The sequence below is a fragment of the Arthrobacter sp. SPT-J7 genome (assembly GCF_059089965.1).
The window spans coordinates 1-13581 of record NZ_JBNHFF010000070.1 but is presented as its reverse complement, the minus strand read 5'-3'; the positions used below and the strand labels follow the sequence as shown (position 1 = coordinate 13581).

14 protein-coding genes and 1 pseudogene are annotated in these 13581 nt (G+C 64.4%); 11 read left to right on the top strand and 4 right to left on the bottom strand.

Translation table 11 applies throughout. The annotated features are described in order from the left end of the window. The coding region (locus AC5RWX_RS23185) for an S-layer homology domain-containing protein (protein WP_494098649.1) at positions 1-1041 on the top strand (1041 nt) is incomplete at its 5' end. 104 nt (positions 1042-1145) lie between these two features. Here the strand turns inward: AC5RWX_RS23185 and AC5RWX_RS23180 are convergent. Together AC5RWX_RS23180 and AC5RWX_RS23175 are read right to left on the bottom strand one after the other, a co-directional pair. After that, positions 1146-2504: an Nramp family divalent metal transporter gene (locus AC5RWX_RS23180; RefSeq protein ID WP_494098648.1), complete on the bottom strand. Its 1359-nt coding sequence runs from the start codon at positions 2502-2504 to the stop codon at positions 1146-1148. Positions 2505-2607: 103 nt separating this feature from the next. Further along, positions 2608-3195: a hemerythrin domain-containing protein gene (locus AC5RWX_RS23175; protein ID WP_494098647.1), complete on the bottom strand. Its 588-nt coding sequence runs from the start codon at positions 3193-3195 to the stop codon at positions 2608-2610. 112 nt (positions 3196-3307) lie between these two features. Between AC5RWX_RS23175 and AC5RWX_RS23170 the strand changes: the two are divergent. The 8 genes and pseudogenes from AC5RWX_RS23170 to AC5RWX_RS23135 form a co-directional block, all read left to right on the top strand. Further along, positions 3308-3405 (top strand): annotated as a pseudogene (locus tag AC5RWX_RS23170) (ThuA domain-containing protein); the annotation flags it as partial. A 121-nt stretch (positions 3406-3526) separates the two neighbouring features. After that, positions 3527-3982 (top strand): helix-turn-helix transcriptional regulator, encoded by a 456-nt coding sequence (locus AC5RWX_RS23165; protein WP_494098646.1) that lies wholly within the window; start codon positions 3527-3529, stop codon positions 3980-3982. A 1-nt stretch (position 3983) separates the two neighbouring features. Beyond that, positions 3984-4403 (top strand): VOC family protein, encoded by a 420-nt coding sequence (locus AC5RWX_RS23160; protein WP_494098645.1) that lies wholly within the window; start codon positions 3984-3986, stop codon positions 4401-4403. Positions 4404-4496: 93 nt separating this feature from the next. Continuing rightward, positions 4497-6899: an ATP-binding cassette domain-containing protein gene (locus AC5RWX_RS23155; RefSeq protein ID WP_494098644.1), complete on the top strand. Its 2403-nt coding sequence runs from the start codon at positions 4497-4499 to the stop codon at positions 6897-6899. A gap of 5 nt (positions 6900-6904) precedes the next feature. Further along, on the top strand, positions 6905-7477 hold the full coding sequence (locus tag AC5RWX_RS23150; RefSeq protein ID WP_494098643.1) for an MOSC domain-containing protein: 573 nt from the start codon (positions 6905-6907) through the stop codon (positions 7475-7477). 66 nt (positions 7478-7543) lie between these two features. Beyond that, positions 7544-7948 (top strand): VOC family protein, encoded by a 405-nt coding sequence (locus tag AC5RWX_RS23145; protein WP_494098642.1) that lies wholly within the window; start codon positions 7544-7546, stop codon positions 7946-7948. Positions 7949-8170: 222 nt separating this feature from the next. Then, positions 8171-8650 carry a hypothetical protein gene (locus AC5RWX_RS23140; RefSeq protein WP_494098641.1) on the top strand — a complete coding sequence of 160 codons (480 nt, stop codon included), beginning with the start codon at positions 8171-8173 and terminating at the stop codon, positions 8648-8650. Positions 8651-8765: 115 nt separating this feature from the next. Further along, the gene (locus tag AC5RWX_RS23135; protein ID WP_494098640.1) at positions 8766-9023 is read left to right on the top strand and encodes a DUF3072 domain-containing protein; all 258 of its coding nucleotides are present in this window, start codon (positions 8766-8768) and stop codon (positions 9021-9023) included. Positions 9024-9052: 29 nt separating this feature from the next. Here AC5RWX_RS23135 and AC5RWX_RS23130 read toward each other — a convergent pair whose 3' ends face one another. Then, positions 9053-9271: a hypothetical protein gene (locus AC5RWX_RS23130; RefSeq protein ID WP_494098639.1), complete on the bottom strand. Its 219-nt coding sequence runs from the start codon at positions 9269-9271 to the stop codon at positions 9053-9055. Positions 9272-9662: 391 nt separating this feature from the next. Between AC5RWX_RS23130 and AC5RWX_RS23125 the strand changes: the two genes are divergently transcribed. Further along, the gene (locus tag AC5RWX_RS23125) at positions 9663-10922 is read left to right on the top strand and encodes a glycosyltransferase 87 family protein (protein ID WP_494098650.1); all 1260 of its coding nucleotides are present in this window, start codon (positions 9663-9665) and stop codon (positions 10920-10922) included. Between the two features lie 61 nt (positions 10923-10983). Then, complete coding sequence (locus AC5RWX_RS23120; RefSeq protein ID WP_494098638.1) at positions 10984-12207, top strand: glycosyltransferase 87 family protein; 1224 nt, start codon at positions 10984-10986, stop codon at positions 12205-12207. A gap of 1 nt (position 12208) precedes the next feature. Here the strand turns inward: AC5RWX_RS23120 and mptB are convergent. Continuing rightward, positions 12209-13581: polyprenol phosphomannose-dependent alpha 1,6 mannosyltransferase MptB (gene mptB, locus AC5RWX_RS23115; RefSeq protein ID WP_494098637.1), on the bottom strand; the 1373-nt coding region annotated here is incomplete at its 5' end.

The window sequence follows — 13581 nt, the reverse complement described above, 5'->3', positions numbered from 1 at the left end:
GTCGGCGCACCGGCCGGATACCTGGGCGACGGTGCAACGGAAGGACCGGTCACGGGCAGCCCCTTCGACACCAACTTCTTCCGGTTGGAGGCCCTCTCGGCCAACGGCGAAGCCACCCTGATCGGCCAGACGAGCAACTTCACCGTCGTCGGCCGCCTGGCGTCCACTCCGGTGCCACTGCCGGCGCAGGCGCCGGCAGCCGCTGCAGCACCTACCGTCGATGCCGCAGCAGCCCGGATCGGTGACGCCGCGATTCAGCTCACGGCTCCCGCCGACGGAGGCTCGCCCATCACCGGCTTCGTGGTTCGCGCCATTGATCCCGCCGGCAACCAGCTCGGAACCCTCACAACCGCCGATGCCGCTGCAACAAGCGTCCTCGTCACGGGACTGAGGAGGGACGTCGACACCCGCTTCCAGGTTGCCGCAGTCAACGCCGTGGGCACCGGCAGCTTCTCGCAACCGTCAGCTGTGCTGCCGGCCCTTGCAGCCCCCTTCTCCGACGTACAGCGCAACGCGCAGTTCTTTACGGAAATCAGCTGGCTGGCGGATAGGAAGATCACCACGGGATACGATGGCGGCACGTTCCAGCCGATGACCTCGGTCAGCCGGGCCGCGATGGCAGCCTTCCTGTACCGGTCGTCGGGATCTCCGGAAGTTGAACTCCCGGCAGCATCTCCCTTCACGGATGTACCCTCGGACCACCAGTTCTACAAGGAGATCATCTGGTTGAAGGACAGCAAGATCACCACGGGAATGACTCCCACCACGTTCGCACCGGAGTCCGCGGTGAACCGGAAGGACATGGCCGCTTTCCTCTACAGGTTCAGCGGCTCGCCGGAGTACACGGAGCCGGCGGCGTCCACCTTTGCTGATGTGCCCAGCGGCCACCAGTTTTACAAGGAAGTCATGTGGCTCAAGGAGGCCGGCATAACCACCGGTTTCACCGAGACTTCTTACGCACCGTACATGGACGTCAACCGAAAGGACATGGCTGCCTTCCTCTACCGCTTCGACGGCCTCCCTAAAGCAAACGGGAGCTAACCTAAGGTCCGCTCCAAAGGGACGCAGCAGTCTGCACAACCGGAACCCCGGCACTGATTTCCAGTGTCGGGGTTCCGGTTGTTTCTTTCCCTGCTGGGCCTTCCCTACCCCCCGAAGAGCGGCGAAAGCGAAGTCCAGAACTGGCGGACGCCCAAGACGACAAACAACAGAGCGCAAAGCCCCAGGGCGAGGTTGGAGTGCAGCTTGTTGGCCCAGGCCTTGGGGATCCGCCGGCCGTTGAGCAGGCCGAGCAGGGTCAGCGCCAGGAACGGCATGAACAGCGAACCCAAAGCGCCGTAAAGCAGGATCAGGCCGATGGGCTGGCCCAGGGCGAAGAGGATCATGGGCGGGAAGGTGAGCCACAAAATGTAGAACTTGAAGTATTTCCCGCCCACCCGGGTATCGGGGTGCCCGGATTCCTTGCCCCGCATATTGCCCCAGAAGTCAGCGAACATCAAGGAAACGCCATTCCAGACGCCGATGATGGAGGAAAAGGAAGCGGCCCAGAAACCGACGAGGAAGCCGGTTCCGACGATGTCGCCGTACTCCGCTTTCAGGACGTCGTAGAGATCCAGCAGCCCTTCATCGCTTGCACTGAGCGAAACACCGGCAGAGCGGACAACCTCAGCGCCCACGATGAGCATGGCGATCACGAAGATCCCGGTCATGACGTAGGCCATGGAGTTGTCGATCCGCATGACCTTCATCCACTTGGGCGTGTACCAGCCCTTCTCGCGGAGCCAGTATCCATAGGCGGCGAGCGTGATGGTTCCACCCACGCCGCCGGCCAGGGCGAGTGTGTAGAAGATGCCGCCGTCGGTTGAAGGAATCATCGGGATCAGGCCGGAGAGCATTTCCGGGATGTTTGGCGCGGCAATGATGGCCAAACCCACCACGGTCACGAACATCATGCCCACCAGCACTGCAGTGATGTTCTCGAAGGTGGCGTACTTGCCCCACCACACCATCGTGAAACCGGCCAGGCCCATCAGGATGGCCCATGCCCACAGCGGCAGGATCGGGAAAACGGCCGCGAGTGGCAGGGCCGCTGATGACATGGCAGTGGCTCCGTACACGAAGCCCCAGATCATGATGTAGGGCCCGAAGTACCACGTGGTCCACTTACCGAGGGACCGCCACCCCTCGAAGATCGTCTTTCCGGTTGCCAGCGTGTAGCGGCCGGCACCTTCGACGAGGATGATCTTCAGGACCACGCCAACGATGACAGCCCAGAACAGGCCGTAACCGTACCGTGAGCCCGCCACCAAGGTGGCCACCATGTCAGCAGCACCCACGCCGGTGGCTGCGACCACCAGGCCGGGCCCGATGATGCGCCACTTGGCGGGACGGCCGCCGTCATCATCAATGCGGTCGGCATGGCCGGCCTTTGACGCATCCTGCTGCTGCGCGGCTGTTGCTGGCCTCCTCGTTGGGCCGGTGCTGTCCATGGCGCCGTCGCTCATGACTCCTCCTCGGTGTCGGTTGGTAGACAAAGAACTCCTGCCAACCTACGCGCGGCTAGCGCCACCGCCAAGGCAACCCGCCCCTCAAGTGACAGGCAGCGTCTCAGTCGTCCTTCGAGCCCGTCTGCCGATGAGTGAGCTTGTCCAGCAGCCGGTCCACCATGCCGACACCCGGTCCCACCGTCTTATGGAACAGCTCGGAGTGCGGTGCGCTTGGATGCGGCCTGGTGGGTGCGAGCTTTTTCGCTTTTTCTACTTTTTGCCCCAAATCAACGAGTTTTTCGCGGGGGATGTGAAGGCGGAGCTTCGGGAACTGATCGGCCTCCTCGTCCCCGGCATGATGGGTCAGTTGCGACTCGAGCTCCTGGACCAGTTCCATGAAGGTTTGGTCGGAAGGCTCCACCTTTTCCAGCCGCTTCATGAGCTTGACGATCTCGTGGTGCTCCTTTTTGTCGTGTTCGACTTCCTCTTTGCCGTTGGGCACGTGGTCTTCAATAGCTGGGTAGACGTACATTTCCTCCGCGACCGCATGACGCATTATTTCCGCGATCAGGGTGTCCGCGAGATCTCTGCGCTGGCTGCCATCGGGAGTGCTGTGGATCTGCCTGATCAGTGCAATCATCTCCTGGTGATCGCTGGTCAGGATGTCCACGACGTCCACGTTCGTTCCGGCGGAATTGGTATCACTCATGAGCTGGCCTCCTCCTGGATCGCTTCCGGTAAGCGACGTAAGAGGCACAAAGTACCATGCGGCAACACCACGATCCATAGGCGAAAATCCGCTGCGCCTCCAGCAGCGATGGGGTGTCTTCGTCGCCACCCCGGGTTACCGCGTCGAAGTCCTCCAGGACGCCAACGTCCGCACCATCGTCGAAGGGGCCTGCTGTGGGCAAGCCCTTGAGGGTAGGAATCGTCGGCTGCCGGAGCCATCATCGCGCAGTTCTCCTAAAAGGTTCAGGGCAGCAGCTTCCGTCCACGCCGCGCTATGGACAACTCCCCTGCCAAGTAGCACCATCTGAAAGGTGACCACCAGCCCCCTGTCCAATGCACGCCTGCGTGAGCTCCGGGACCTTCGCCGGGTCAAGGACCGCATTGACCGGGAGTATGCCCGGGAGTATGCACAGCCGCTGGACGTCGAATCGCTCGCCCACGGAGTCCACATGTCGCCCGGGCACCTTAGCCGCAGGTTCAAGCTTGCCTACCAGGAATCGCCCTACAGCTACCTCATGACCCGCCGCATCGAACGGGCCATGGCGCTCCTGCGCCGCGGTGACCTTTCCGTCACGGAGGTATGCTTCGCCGTCGGCTGCTCCTCCTTGGGTACCTTCAGCACCCGCTTCACCGAGCTGGTGGGGATGCCCCCAAGTGTGTACAAACAGGAAGCCGCGGTATCGACGGCGGGCATCCCGGCGTGCGTGGCAAAACAGGTCACCAGACCGGTCAGGAATCAAGAAGCGCCCGCGCCGGTGCCGCAATAGCATGACTGCCATGGACATCACCATCAGCTCGAGTTTCCTTCCGCACACCGATCCCGACGCCTCTTTGGCGTTCTACCGCGATGCCCTGGGCTTCGAGGTCCGCAACGACGTAGGCCGCGGCACCATGCGCTGGATTACGGTGGGCCCGCCTGGCCAGCCCGACGTTTCCATCGTCCTGCACCCGCCGGCGGTGGACCCCGGAATTACCGACGACGAACGCCGTATCATCGCGGAGATGATGGCCAAGGGCACCTACGCCACCGTCATCCTGTCGGCCCCGGACGTGGACGCCGCGTTCGCCAGAGTTGAGGCCACCGGGGCCGACGTCGTCCAGGAACCCGTTGACCAGCCCTACGGAATCCGCGACTGCGCCTTCCGCGACCCTGCAGGCAACACCGTCCGAATCAACCAGCAGCCCTGAGCTGGGAGGATTGGAACCAGCGACGCCGGGGGGAGGCTGCGGGCGCAGTCTCCCCCGAAACGTACTATCGCAGCCCAACAGATGGAGACCCCGATGAGCGCGGACACCAGTACCGACACGAACACCGATCCCCGAACCAACGGGCTGCACGCTGCCGACACCCACGACTTGATCCGCGTACAGGGGGCGCGGGAGAACAACCTCAAGGACATCAGCGTCGAGCTGCCCAAGCGCCGGCTGACGGTGTTCACCGGTGTGTCCGGCTCCGGCAAGAGCTCCCTGGTGTTCGCCACCATCGCCGCCGAGTCGCAGCGGATGATCAACGAGACCTACAGCGCGTTCGTCCAGGGCTTTATGCCCTCACTTGCCCGTCCCGAGGTGGACTTCCTGGAAGGCCTCACGACGGCGATCATCGTTGACCAGGAGCGCATGGGTGCCAACCCTCGCTCCACCGTGGGCACCGCCACCGACGCGAACGCCATGCTGCGCATCCTCTTCAGCCGGCTCGGCACCCCTTACGTCGGCCCGCCCACGGCGTACTCCTTCAACGTGCCCACCCGCAAGGCCAGCGGCGTGATGTCAACCGACAAAGGCGGGCGGGTGGAAAAGGCAGTGGTCCAGCAGGCCGTCTACTTGGGCGGCATGTGCCCACGGTGCGAGGGGATGGGGGCGGTCAGCGACATCGACCTCACAGCGCTGTACGACGACGATAAGTCCCTTAACGACGGCGCGCTGATTGTCCCGGGCTACTCCATGGACGGCTGGTACGGGCGGCTGTTCGAAGGCATGGGCCTGCCAATGGACAAGCCGATCTCCAAATTTACCAAGAAGCAGCTGGACACGATGCTGTACGCGGAGCCAACCAAAATCAAGGTGGAGGGCGTCAACCTGACCTTCGAAGGCATCATCCCCAAAATCCAGAAGTCGATGCTGTCAAAGGACCCCGAGGCGATGCAGCCGCACGTGCGCAGGTTCGTGGAGCGTGCCGTGACGTTCCAGACCTGTCCCGAATGCGAGGGCACCCGGCTGACCCAGCAGGCCCTGTCCTCCAGGATCAACGGAAAAAACATCGCCGAGCTGTGCCAGATGCAGATCAGCGACCTCGCCGGATGGGTCCGGGACCTCAAGGACCCCTCGGTGGCTCCCCTGCTCAAGGGGCTCCAGCACCTGCTCGACTCCTTCTCCGACATCGGGCTGGGCTACCTCAGCCTTGACCGGCCGGCCGGCACCCTGTCCGGCGGTGAAGCCCAGCGCACCAAGATGATCCGGCACCTCGGGTCCTCGCTCACGGACGTCACGTACGTCTTCGATGAACCCACCATCGGGCTCCACCCGCACGATATCGAACGGATGAACCAGTTGCTGCTCCAGTTGCGGGACAAGGGCAACACCGTGCTCGTGGTGGAGCACAAGCCTGAGACGATTGCCATCGCCGACCACATCGTCGACCTTGGTCCCGGCGCCGGCACCAAAGGCGGAACAGTCTGCTTCGAGGGTTCCGTCGAGGGCCTACGGAGTAGCGATACGATAACCGGCCGCCACCTCGGTGACCGTGCTGCCCTGAAGGACGCGGTCCGAAAGGCCTCAGGCGCGATGGAAGTCCGCGGCGCGTCCACGCACAACCTTCAGGGTGTCGACGTCGACATCCCCCTGGGTGTCCTCACGGTGGTCACCGGGGTGGCCGGCTCGGGCAAGAGTTCCCTCATCCACGGTTCCGTCGCGAAGCGCGACGGTGTGGTGGTGATCGACCAGGGTGCCATCCGCGGGTCCCGCCGCAGCAACCCGGCCACCTACACCGGCCTGCTGGAGCCAATCCGCAAGGCGTTCGCGAAGGCCAACGGCGTGAAGCCGGCGCTGTTCAGTTCGAACTCGGAGGGTGCCTGCCCGACCTGCAACGGCGCCGGCGTCATCTTCACCGAGTTGGGCGTGATGGCCACGGTGGAGTCCCCGTGCGAGGACTGCGAGGGCCGCCGCTTCCAGGCTTCGGTGCTGGAGTACACGCTGGGAGGCCGGAACATCGCGGACGTGCTGGCGATGTCCGTGACGGAGGCGGCCGCCTTTTTCACCGAGGGCGAGGCCAAAACCCCGGCGGCGCGGACCATCCTTGCGCGGCTCGAAGACGTAGGCCTGGGGTACCTCAGCCTCGGCCAACCGCTCACCACGCTTTCCGGCGGGGAGCGCCAGCGCCTCAAGCTCGCCACCCAGATGGCTGAAAAGGGCGACGTCTACGTCCTCGATGAACCCACCACGGGCCTGCACCTGGCGGATGTGGAGAACCTGCTGGGCCTGCTGGACCGGTTGGTTGAATCCGGCAAGTCCGTGATCGTCATCGAGCACCACCAGGCAGTCATGGCACACGCCGACTGGATCATCGACCTCGGGCCGGGAGCAGGGCACGACGGCGGCCGGATCGTTTTCGAGGGCGCACCCGCTGACCTTGTGGCTGGCGCCTCCACCCTTACCGGCAAACATCTTGCGGCCTACGTTGGTGCCTAGCCGGCATGACGGAGACCTATAGGTACGACGTCGAGATCCTGCACCTGCTGGTCTCGCCTGCGCACGCCTATTTCGGCCGTGCGAAGGACGGCGCAGAGGACGTGCCAACGTTCGACGCCGAGTCCGCGGAGGTAGTGGCTGGCAAGGGCATTGTGGGCGACCGCTTTTTCGGCAAGGCCGCGCACATGGACGCTGCGGCGACACTGTTCGCCGTAGAGGCCCTGGAAGCCATGGGCACGGAACTTGGTGCCGGGCCGTTCAATCCCCTGGCGACGCGCCGGAACGTGATCCTCCGGGGAGCGCATTTGGCGCCCCTGTTAGGTCAGGACTTCGCGCTCGAATCCGGCGGCTCCACCGTCCGGTTCCACGGCGGCCGCCCGGCCCACCCCTGCGCCTGGATGAACGAGGTGCTCGCGCCGGGCGGGCATGCGGCAATGCGGGGCCGGGGCGGCATCCGCTGCCGGGCACTCTCGGGCGGCATGCTTCACCGCGGCCCGGCAGTGCTGGTGAGCCCCGTACCGTTGGATCCTGCGCAGGCGGGTGTCCCGAGCCTGCTGCGGCCAAGCCGGCTGCCGTAGGACTTTACCGGCACCCCAGCCCGCATTTCGGCTGTCCGTTGGCGATGCCGGGGGTACTCTGGGCGGATGGAGATGCGCCTTGAAGTTGTACAGGTACCTGTCGCGGATGTGGACAGGTCCAAGACCTTTTACACGGAGAAGCTGGGCTTCGTCCTGGATCACGATGTGGAGCACATCCCGGGCATGCGGGTGGTCCAGCTGACGCCGCCTGGTTCGGCTGCTTCCATCGTCATAGGCACGGGTATGACCAGCATGGCGCCGGGCAGCCTAGAGGGACTGCAGCTTGTAGTACCGGATATGGGTGCCACACACGCCGAACTCGTCGGCCGGGGCGCCGACATCAGTGCCGTCCAGGACATGGGCGGTGTGAAGTTTGCCTACTTTGCCGACCCGGACGGAAATCGCTGGGTTCTCCAGGGCGCCATACCCGCCGCGGTCAGGGAAGCACATCTTAACGGGCAGCCCGGGTAGCACCGGAAAGAAAAATGGCGCGCATCTTCATTACGGGCTCAGCCGACGGGGTGGGACGGGCCACCCCGCAATGCCTTATAAAAGGAAGGAGCGATTCAGCCTCATTCCCGCCTGCCGTTGCCGCCGTCCAAATCATCCCCGGAAACACCCGTTTGAGGTACCCATATAGGTCTAGTGTGGGTGGGGTCGGCACTCGCCGCCAATAGCCCTCAAGGAGGGTGCATGAACTCTACACAGTCCAGCTCCGAGCAATTTATGCAGAACCTTAAAAGCGTTGGGGGCTCAGAATCTGACGTCAGTGACCCTGCCTATGTGGTCCGGGAGGGGGACACGGTGGAGAACGTCGTTTCAGGCCTTCGGATCGAACAGCAGCAGCAGGGCAGCGCCGCCAGCGAGCCGTCGATTCTCCATGCCGCAGCCGAAGTAATGGTCAGCAGGCGCGATGAACAAGACCGCGCCCACCATGCCGGCGCTTCACAGGAGGGCGAGTATCAACTGGACATCCATCTCGGCGCAGGAAACAGCACAAGGGAAAGCATCCCGCACACGGACATCGAGGAGGCCAAGAACTGGGCGCGGGAACGGATCGAAGCCCAGGGCGCCGAGTTCGGAGCCATCTATTTCCCAGCCGGCGGGGACGGCGTACCCGGCACGGGAGCCCTCGTGTCCAGCTACGACCGTTCCGTGGGGTGGTACAGGTAGCCTGACTCGCCTCACAGCTGATATCCGCGCCACTATTTGGCGGCGCGGCACCTGCAGGCAGGAAGTGCAGGCGATTTCCAGTGCTTGGGGGTCTCCGGCGCCTAGACTTTTGGCCATGGATAACAACAAGGAAACCCTGGGCAGCCCGACCCCTGAACCGGATGCAGGCCTGAACCGGGACCCGGAAGACTGGGTCACCGGCGATGAGCCGATGACTGCAGCGCAGCGAAGCTACCTGGATACCCTGGCGCGCGAAGCAGGCGAAGAACTCCCGGCGGACCTCAGCAAGGCTGAGGCATCCAAGCACATCGACCGGCTCCAGGGACGCAGCGGACGGCTCTCCGGGGACGACTCCGGCAACGCCGGAAGCTAAAGCCCGTCAGGAAGGCAGGCGCTGCGGGGCTACCAGGCCTGGTGCTCGCGGGTAAGGCCGAAGGGGACAGCCTCGCTGAGGGCGACCGTGAACTTATCCGCGCCGTGCCGTGTCACCAGGATGCCGTGACGCTTCTCGGCGAGCGCGTGGGCCTTGGCGGCCGTGACGGCGGCGTCGAGCTGGCTGTCCATGCTCTCGCGGTCGGCGACGGTCAGGGTCAGGGTCAGTGGAAAGTCGTGAGCGGTCATCGGGGCAAGGCCTAACGGGTTGGGTAATAGGTGGATGGTGCAGGCGTACGCGCTCCCCCGAACTTCCGACGCCGTTGGGCACCAAAAGTGCCCCCATCATGGTCCCCCAGGACGGGACCCCCAGCAACTTTAGAAACCTACCCGCGAGTAACCGCAGGTTAGCGCCTCCGACGGCGGGCGCCTGCGGACGGCAATTACGGGCCGCGATGCGCCGTCAATTAGAGTTAAGCCCGGGTGGAAGCCGTTTTTTGGTACTCCAATGCGCCAACACGCCCGCCCCGGCATAACCCCCGCACCACTGCGCAACGACCCGGCTGTGCAACGACCTGACAAGGATTCCGCCATTTCCACGGACGCTTTATTCGGCAATCTCACCCGGATCCGCAAGGTCATCATCCCGGCGTCCTTCCAGTCCCGGCTGAATACCGGGCGCGGGCTGCTGGGGGGATTCATCGTGGTGCACCTGGTCTTCCTTGTATTCGCTGCCTCCCTGTCACTGCGCGGTGAAGCCTTCAGTGATACGTTCATCTACCGTGACTGGGCCGTGGCCGGCTTCGACGACGCGAACCTCACCGGTGGCCCCAGCCCCTGGGTCTACCCGATCCTCGCGCTGATCCCCATGGCTATCGCAGGCGTTGCCGGTCCCGGGCCGTTCTTTTTCCTGTGGGTCCTGATGACCACAGTGCTCAACGGCTGGGCCCTGTTGAAGCTCACAAACCGGGGCCGGGACCGTCAGGCCATCCCCGCAGCCTGGTGGTGGCTGGTCTTCACCTTCCTCATGGGCTGGCTCGGCTTTGCCCGCGTGGACGGCCTTACCGCGCCGCTGGTCCTCGTGGCCCTCGCCTACGGCGTGCGCCGGCCATTCATCGCCTCCGTCCTGCTGGCCATCGGCACCTGGGTGAAGGTCTGGCCGGCTGCCGTCATGCTGGCCCTGTTCGCCGTCGTTAAGAACAGGATCCTGGTGGTGCTCGCCGGAATCGCGACGTCGGCGGTTGTGGTTGCGCTGGCTGCTGCGGCAGGCAGCCTTCCGAAGCTCCTGAACTTCCTCACCCAGCAGGGCGACCGCGGCATGCAGCTCGAAGCCACTTTCACCACGCCCTGGCTCTGGCTGTCCGTCCTGAACATCGGTGATTCCCGCATGTACATGAACACGGACATCAACTCCATGCAGGTGGATGGCCCCGGCACCGCCCTGATGTCCGTGCTGATGCAGCCCCTCCTGATCCTCGCCGCCCTGCTGGTGGCCGGCCTGACGTTCTGGGCGCTGCATAACGGCAAACTCAGCGGCGGCGCGGACCGCACCGAGCTGCTCCTGGCCGGCGCCCTGACCCTGACCACCGCGTTCGTCGTCTTCAACAAGGTGGGCTCCCCGCAGTTCATGGTCTGGCTCGCCCCGGCTGTCGCCGTCGGGCTGGCCCACAGCTGGCGGGAATGGCGGGTCCCCGCGACCATGCTGATCGTCATCGCCGTGGCCACCTACTTCATCTACCCCCTGTTCTACGACGCCCTCAGCCACAACAACCCGTGGATGGCCCTGGTGCTGACCATCCGCAATGTCCTCCTCGTGGTCCTGTTCCTTTGGAGCGTCCGGCGCCTCTACTCGCTGGGCAAAAAGACGCCTGCAGCCGCTCCCGCGCTGAAGGAGTCCTAAGATTTCCACGAAGTTCTTCGACCGGCTGGTCAGCGTCCGCACCAAGGTCCTTCCCGCAAAGGTGGTGGACTGGTTCGCGCGCCCGTCCAGCGTGTGGTGGGGCTTCGCCGTCGTCCACCTTTACTTCCTGGGCTGGATGGCGTCCTTCTTCCTGCATGGCGATACCTTCAGCGACACCGAGCAGTACCGCCAGTGGGCCACGGACGGCTACAACCCGGAAAACCTCGACGGGAAGATCAGCCCCTGGGTGTACCCGGTGCTGGCGCAGGTCCCCATCTTCCTCGCGAACCTCGCCGGACCGGGCCTGTACCTGCTCGTGTGGTTCCTGATCATCACGGCCCTCAACGCCGTCGGGCTTGCCTTCCTCACCGGGGGCCCGCGGAAACTGAGCGGCGTCGCCCCGGCCTGGTGGTGGCTGTTTTTCACCGTCTTTATGGGCTACCTCAGCTTTGCAAGGGTGGAAGGCATAACCGCCCCCATCGTGCTGATTGCACTGCTGTACGCGGCGCAGCGGCCGGTGGTGGCGGGCATCCTGCTCAGCATTGCCACCTGGATGAAGGTGTGGCCTGCCGCCGTGCTGGCGCCCATCGTCATTGCCAGCCACAAACGGATCCAGGTGGTCCTCTCCGGCGTGGTGGTGACGGCGGTTGTTGCGCTGGGAACGTGGCTGTCCGGCGGGCTTCCGCACATCATGGACTTCCTCACCAACCAGGGCGAGCGGGGAATGCAGTTGGAAGCCACCTTCTCCACGCCATGGGTCTGGCTGAGCGTCTTCAACACCGCCGGCTCCAAAATGGCGGACAACACTGCCATCAACTCCACCGAGGTTTACGGCCCGGGCGCGGGCACTGCGGCGTTCCTGATGCAGCCGCTCCTCATCCTGGCTGCGGTGGGAGCGAGCATCCTGCTGGTCCGCGCCATGAACCGCGGCGCCGAACGCGAGGAACTGTTCCTTGAAGGTTCCCTCATGATGGTCACCGCGTTCATCGTGTTCAACAAGGTGGGGTCCCCGCAGTTCATCATCTGGCTGGCGCCGGTGATCATTGCCGGCCTGACCCACAACTGGAACAGGTGGAAGGTCCCGGCGGCCCTGCTGATGGGGATCGCCATGACCACGTTCGTGATCTATCCGCTGTTCTACACGCCGCTGATTCATGCCCATCCGGTGATGGCGGCCATCCTGACTACCCGCAATGTACTCCTTGTGGTGCTGCTCTGGTGGTCCGTGAAGCGGACAGCCGAACTGGGCAGGAAGTCCCCTGCGGCCGTGCCCGCCGGAGCTTAGTTCAACGGCTTCCCAGCTGCTGCCGATCGGGCTGCTCCGCCCGCAGGCGCCGCGCCTCACGCCGGGCGGAAACCCAGTTCCAGCCCCGCCTTGCGAGGTCCACAGGCTTTCCGTCGATGAGCAGTTTCCGTGTATGCACGTCAAGGAATAAAAGGTAGAACGTGAATGCCAAGGCCGTCACGAAAGCCAGCGACGACGCATCGATGGGCAGCTCGACGAAGGACCACACGGAGAGCTGGTCCTGCGCACCGAACACCACAAAGAAGGTCACGCCGACGTACAACGACCGGATCTGCCAGTCGTCCCGGATGCCGGTGACAGCCAGGAACGGCAGGAACCACAGGATGTACCAGGGCTGGATGATGGGCGACAGCATCACGACGGCGGTGAACGCAAGGGCCATCCTGCGCACCGCCCGCGAGTAGTCCCCGCGGAACATCAGCAGCAGGACCAGTGCGATGGCGGCATACTTCATGCCCGTTCGCAGCAGGGTGGCGAACGTCCCGCCTGGGAGCCCCAGCACGTTTGCGAGTAACTCCACCTGCTGGCCCAGGAAGCCTGACGGCGAGTAGCCGGTGTAGCCGGGAGTGGGGTCCATAATGGCCCAGGTCCAGCCCAATCCCAGGTTGTACGGGATACCGCTGAGGGCCAGGACGCCGAAGCTGATGCCCGCCGTCGCGCCCCAGATCAGGAACTTGCGCAGCCAGGAGGCAGCGGGGCCGGCCCACATGACGCCAATGAATGGCAGCAGGAGCACAGTAATCGGTTTAATGCCGATGGAGGCGGTGACGAGGAGGATGCCCAGCAGGTAGCGGCGCGTCGCCGCGAAGTACACGCCTGCGACGGCGAGCCCCACCATGAGTGCATCATTGTGGGCGCTGGCGATGAAGCTGATCAGGAACAGGGGGTTGGCCACGGAGATCCACAGTGCACGCGCACCGTTGATGCCGTGCAGCTCCGCCAGCCGTGGCACGTAGATGACGCAGAGCAGGACGCCGGCGCCGGCGAGAAGGCGGAAGAGCAGCACAGAGACATCGGGCTGGGCTCCGGTCAGCCCAACGACGGCGCGCGCCAGCCACAGAAAGTATGGACCGTACGGGGTCCTGTTCTCCGCCCAGGCAGGGTCTGCCCCTAGCGAGAACCAGTTGCTGAGCGTGGAGATACCCACCTCGTACGGGTTTTGGCCCTCCATCACCAGCCGGCCCTGGCCCGTGTAGGCGTAGACGTCGCGGGAAAAGACCGGCACGCAGAAAAGCAGCGGCAGGGACCAGGCGGAGATGGCGATAACAACGGACCGAAGGGATGATGTGCCCCAGTCAGCCAGCCGTTGCCCCAGCCGAAGCCACGAACGCATCAGCACCATGGCGCCCACCG

What these genes read in the sequence shown, in the direction of transcription:
- AC5RWX_RS23180 (WP_494098648.1), bottom strand. Translation starts at nt 2,504, where the DNA reads ATGAGCGACGGCGCCATGGACAGCACCGGCCCAACGAGGAGGCCAGCA.
- AC5RWX_RS23175 (WP_494098647.1), bottom strand. Translation starts at nt 3,195, where the DNA reads ATGAGTGATACCAATTCCGCCGGAACGAACGTGGACGTCGTGGACATC.
- AC5RWX_RS23160 (WP_494098645.1), top strand. Translation starts at nt 3,984, where the DNA reads ATGACTGCCATGGACATCACCATCAGCTCGAGTTTCCTTCCGCACACC.
- AC5RWX_RS23155 (WP_494098644.1), top strand. Translation starts at nt 4,497, where the DNA reads ATGAGCGCGGACACCAGTACCGACACGAACACCGATCCCCGAACCAAC.
- AC5RWX_RS23150 (WP_494098643.1), top strand. Translation starts at nt 6,905, where the DNA reads ATGACGGAGACCTATAGGTACGACGTCGAGATCCTGCACCTGCTGGTC.
- AC5RWX_RS23145 (WP_494098642.1), top strand. Translation starts at nt 7,544, where the DNA reads ATGGAGATGCGCCTTGAAGTTGTACAGGTACCTGTCGCGGATGTGGAC.
- AC5RWX_RS23140 (WP_494098641.1), top strand. Translation starts at nt 8,171, where the DNA reads ATGAACTCTACACAGTCCAGCTCCGAGCAATTTATGCAGAACCTTAAA.
- AC5RWX_RS23135 (WP_494098640.1), top strand. Translation starts at nt 8,766, where the DNA reads ATGGATAACAACAAGGAAACCCTGGGCAGCCCGACCCCTGAACCGGAT.
- AC5RWX_RS23130 (WP_494098639.1), bottom strand. Translation starts at nt 9,271, where the DNA reads ATGACCGCTCACGACTTTCCACTGACCCTGACCCTGACCGTCGCCGAC.